The sequence below is a fragment of the Aporhodopirellula aestuarii genome, assembly GCF_023701485.1.
Lineage (GTDB): Bacteria > Planctomycetota > Planctomycetia > Pirellulales > Pirellulaceae > Rhodopirellula > Rhodopirellula aestuarii.
Window position 1 is genome coordinate 1 of sequence record NZ_JAMQBK010000128.1, and the last position, 4711, is coordinate 4711.

Here is a 4711-nt window from a genome sequence, read left to right on the forward strand (position 1 = left end):
GCCTATGCCCGTGCCATTCATATCCGACACCTTTTCTTTGCTACAAAAAGAGAAGCCAGTACGAATGAAGCGAGAGGTAGAACCACATTGGAACAAAAACAACAAACAGCCACCACCAGTTTAGGCGAGTGCTGGCAAAGCGATTTAGCAGAATCGACGTGGACGCCGCCAAGACCAAGGATATGACTGACAGAACTGCAAGAATCACAAGACCACCAACCGCGATCGCTCCAAAATCCGATGCTGCCGCAACGGACGGAATACTAAACGCGAGAGCTACTGCGGTAAATGGAGCAAGTCGTCGGTGCATCAATCACAACTGATTCTATAGGCGGCAGAGAGCATGGAACGGTGAAGTAGCAAATCAGTTCAACCGCACCTTTCGATAACGCCCCAATTCACCGGGCCCGAGAGGTTGACGTGGATTTCAAAACCGACACCTTTTCTTTGCCGGGGGGCGTGCGCCACTTCCTATTCTCGGTGCTTGGGTGATCCGAAGTTGATTTTGACCACAATGTCGTTCTCGAATTGAATCCCGAAACCGCGGCTCACGTGATCGTTGGGATCGGGGTTTCTGTTCAGGTAGGTCCAGATTCTGCCTCTATCACTCTTCGTTTTGGGGTCTCCCAGGTGCTCGTGGACCGCGTTCTTCGACATGCCGATCTGAACAAGTTCCCGGACCTCAGAATTCGTTAGGCGTGGGTAGTTCCGTGTCGTGTTCCAGATGGCTAGTTCCTTGATTCCGTCAAAGAGAAGCGGCGCCATGAGTATGGCTGCAAGAAACACTAGCGATCGAACTAGATGGCGGTTCTTCATTTTTCAGCGAACACCGGCGGTCACCGGGTAGGGGTGGTCGGAGGGGTAGAAAAGGTGTGTCAGGACTCTTTTCTCTGTCTCGGTTCTTTTTTTTGGGGGCCTTCCACGTGGGCGGAGGGCGGATTCGAGGTCGAGGCGACGTGCGATCGATTCTACCCAAGTTGACTGTCCAAGGGGCTGCCTCGGCGAATCGACCATCGGATTTGATCGAGTTCCTTTTCGTCGAGCGGTTCGTATAGTCCCAGAGCTTCTTATTATAGCCGGGCTACTTGAGCAGAAGGTATGGACATCGGCTGCGTTCCTGACGTCACTCCGCAATGTCAAACCCTTGCTGGTTGTGCCGCTACTGTGGACGTGTACGGCGATCCGGCCAATGAACAAACATTGAGACGAGCATGAGTTCAGCGAATCCCGGAGCATTCTGCGGCTCGAAATTCCAATCTTCCTGATACATTAGCTCCACCAATTCGAGACCACCATACGCTTGCCCAGCTGCAGTCGGGTTGTTCTCGCTCCATTGCTCCAGGCACATGAGAGCGTACGCGAGATTCGAGGTGTATTCGACCTCGCGCACACCTGCAAGATGTCCCGCGTCTCGCTGGCACGCAATCAGGTATGAGAAAACAGTGAAAACGTTTGATCGAGCGGACTCAATCTGCTCAGCAGAAAGCGATCCGATTCCCTGGCATGATAGGGCGCGAAGAATTGCGCAGGCACTTTCGATGTCACGCTTTCCCACGCTCTGCGAGGCTTCCAGCAATTCAGCTTCTAGGTCACGATCAGAGCACAACCTCGGGTCTCGTCATCTTCGGTTAGACGGGATTGGCATTACGGCGGCGACTTAAAAGGTGGGCGACACTTTATCCTCGGCCGGTGATAATTCGCTCGAATGGCCTATAGCGAGATCTGCCAACCACCTAGCAGGATGAAGCTGCTGTCGGTTTTCAACGTCGTACCCGCGTTGGTGTTGCTGATCTGAGGCATGTCGCTGATATATTTCACGCCCACGGTAGGCTGAATATCGATACCGGCGAAGCGGGCGGTCGTTCGAACTTGGAAGTCACAGGTAAACGCCGTTTCGCTGATGGAGAGTTCAGCGTTGGATGCCCTGAGGAGACCACCATTCAAGAATATCTCGTCGTTGCCTTTGTAATCTCCGTCCATGTCGTAGATACCCAATGAGGTATCGAAATCAAGCGGGCAGCCGAATATTCGACGCGATAGCGTGGCAACGACTTCGGCACCAAGGAAACGGGTGGACAACTCCTCCTGTGCGTTCCTCGTATACGTATTTGCACCGACGACCGTAAAATTCGAGTTGAAGTCTTGGTCGAAGTGCACGTGAGAGAAACCGCAACCGAGGGTTAACACACCCAAACCACAATGAGTCAGGTCGAAACGGTCTCGCAGTCCGATGTACTGGTCGTTGTAAAGCACATCGGAGTTAACTCGAGCATTATAATTGCCATTCAAGACACTAAAATTGAATAAACTGTCAACGCTGCCGAATGCGTCAGTGGCTGTGCTTACTCCGGCAGCACTATCCTTCAGCGAGTCCGCCCCCGCGAGTGTGCCTCGAACTTCCAGCATCGTGCGGTAACCTTCGAAGTCATAGAATCCTTGGAGTCTCGCACGCCCTCCGTAGTGGTTCTGGTCGGCATCGAACACCGGTGTGTCCGTTCCGTTGGTACTGCCATACTCGTAATTAGGCATGAAAGGCGTCCATCCACCGCCGGTCACGTTCCAGTCCCATTGTGCCGAAACGTGATTCGTCATGCTCCAGCCAAGAACGAGTGTCAGCGCCAATGCGATGTTTGCGAGGAAGGAGCGATTCACTGAGAAACTCTTCACGAACGAAGGTGAGCAGACTGGACGTTGTCACGCTATCGTCAATAACTCTTTGCTTGAGTGAATACGAACCCGAATCTGCTTGCGTTTCGATGAAACTCAAGATCGTTGACCCCTGTTGGAAAAGGCTTACGGAATTCACCGGAAATGAAGGTGCTGCAGGTGGTAACCGTTAGGCAATCTGTGACTCCAAATCATGTGGGGGAAGAAAAGATGTCCGGATGAGGGATTCACCCGCCGCATCGACAACATGTTGATCCGATAGGCTTACGCCCGTGCCATTCGTGTCCGACACCTTTTCCATATCCTTGAAAACGCGTTGCGGCCCGCTCCGGTGCACCATTTGGTTACCCGCCGTCATCGCTTACGTGTTCCTTCCATCGAAGTATGGCCCCGCCCTCATAGGTCTGCATGCTTACGCGGTCAAAAGAGCGAAGTCTATTAATCGCAGCATACGGCCCGTCAGCATCGGCGGTGGTAATTGGGCGAGCGCGGAATCGGCCATGGCGACAGGAGCCTTGGCAGCGATTCACCGTTTTGGACCAGCGGTGCAGGGATCTCCATCGCCAGTCCTCTGCCTTTTCAGCCAACCCTGCTCGCTTCGCATTTCATTCAACGTAGCGGCACAGGACTAGGAAGTGGGCCGTAAAAGAGTCCTGACCCCTTTTCTTCTCTTTGTAAACGCGCCGTCGGTCGCTCCGGTTCACGACTTGGTTATCCGAGGTTTGCAGAACGCACCCATGTTCAACTTGGATTACTGTTCGACCTTGAGCAGTTTATAAATCTCTTTAGTGTACTGGTGACGATTAACAGAGACTAGATCCGTTGCGGTCATTTGCGAATCTCCGAACGGAACGTCAATTCGACCTCCGCGTTCGAGTGATAATTCGATTAGATCAGTACGGGGAACCAAATCCGAATAGTGAAAGAGGGCAGTATACAGCCCGATGGTAGGATCCGCACCAAGGTCGTAAAAACGTTTGGCTAAGCCAACCCATTTTCTGAAGTTGGATCGATCGCAATGAGCGAAGTACATCAGCAAGGATATCGCTGGCGTTCGGGGACCGCCTGACATTACAGCCGTCGCATCAGCACCGTGGTCGAGAAGCATGTTGGCAATATCAAACTGATTGCTTTGCATTGCATACATTAACGGCGTCTTATCTCGCACCAAGCGATTGTGCTCGCCAACAACCTCAAGCGCCTCGGCGTTGTTGTCAATTTCCGAGAGCACAAACGGGGCATCACCAACTTCGATTGCTTTGAATAGACGCTTGATTGATGCTTTGTTCATGGCCCCTCATTCGGATAACGGTACGCGTAACCGGGCACGCGCGAAAGATTTTCCATTGCCAAAAGGCTAGCTCGCGTGCTCCGGTTCACGCGTTGGTTACCCGTCGCCGCTATGGTCTGCACCGACCGGCAGTACGCGTTTCCTTGTATTCCGGCCAACCGAAACGGCCTTCGTGTTCCTCCACAAAGAAAGCGCAGTTACGAGCTAAAAAGTTGAATGCAAATCCATTTTGATCACGAATGTGAACGAGCGCATCGCGAATTGTATTGCCAAATAGTTCGGCTGCGGACTCATCATCAAAGCCATTCTTGGGTGGCTTCCATTTTGGATCGTAGTGCTTCACATCGAGTTCGTAGTCGTCATCAAGATTCCAGTGCGGCATCGGCAGATAGTTGTGGCCAATCAATGATTGCCATTGACCATCCGACTGAGCGCGCGGCCGGCGGTCGAGAACCATCGAAAACCATCCGTTTTGCTCGAAAGAGAAGCCAGTCGCAATTAGGGACACTTTTCGGTCCGCATCACCCAACGCCCAATCCCAATCCGGTTCATAGTTGTCCAGCCGATTCCAGACGTACTCTTGGATCTGACACTGGTCACGCAAAAGGTCGAGGGTTTTCATGTTGCGTTCGATGCAAATAGTCTTCAGTCGGGTAACGTCGGCCGTCACCGGGCACGGAGAGACGACTTTCCATTTGTGAAACCTTGCAAGCCGTGCTCCGTGTGCACGGCATTGTTCAAGTAAGCCGCTAT

At 52.6% G+C, this 4711-nt stretch carries 4 protein-coding genes; 1 reads left to right on the plus strand and 3 read right to left on the minus strand.

All coding sequences use genetic code 11. The features are described from left to right. The coding region (locus NB063_RS31115; RefSeq protein WP_250933583.1) for a hypothetical protein at positions 1–186 on the plus strand (186 nt) is incomplete at its 5' end. Between the two features lie 1524 nt (positions 187–1710). Here NB063_RS31115 and NB063_RS31120 read toward each other — a convergent pair. From NB063_RS31120 to NB063_RS31130, 3 genes are all read right to left on the minus strand, one after another. After that, positions 1711–2652 carry a hypothetical protein gene (locus tag NB063_RS31120; RefSeq protein WP_250933585.1) on the minus strand — a complete coding sequence of 314 codons (942 nt, stop codon included), beginning with the start codon at positions 2650–2652 and terminating at the stop codon, positions 1711–1713. 766 nt (positions 2653–3418) lie between these two features. Continuing rightward, positions 3419–3958 carry a hypothetical protein gene (locus tag NB063_RS31125; RefSeq protein ID WP_250933587.1) on the minus strand — a complete coding sequence of 180 codons (540 nt, stop codon included), beginning with the start codon at positions 3956–3958 and terminating at the stop codon, positions 3419–3421. Positions 3959–4067: 109 nt separating this feature from the next. Further along, a complete protein-coding gene (locus NB063_RS31130; protein ID WP_047816153.1) occupies positions 4068–4580 on the minus strand; it encodes a hypothetical protein in 513 nt (170 codons plus the stop codon). Between the last annotated feature and the right edge of the window lie 131 nt (positions 4581–4711).

Bases quoted from the DNA above. Each gene is read 5' to 3' on its own strand.
- NB063_RS31125 (WP_250933587.1), bottom strand. From the start codon at position 3,958: ATGAACAAAGCATCAATCAAGCGTCTATTCAAAGCAATCGAAGTTGGT.
- NB063_RS31130 (WP_047816153.1), bottom strand. From the start codon at position 4,580: ATGAAAACCCTCGACCTTTTGCGTGACCAGTGTCAGATCCAAGAGTAC.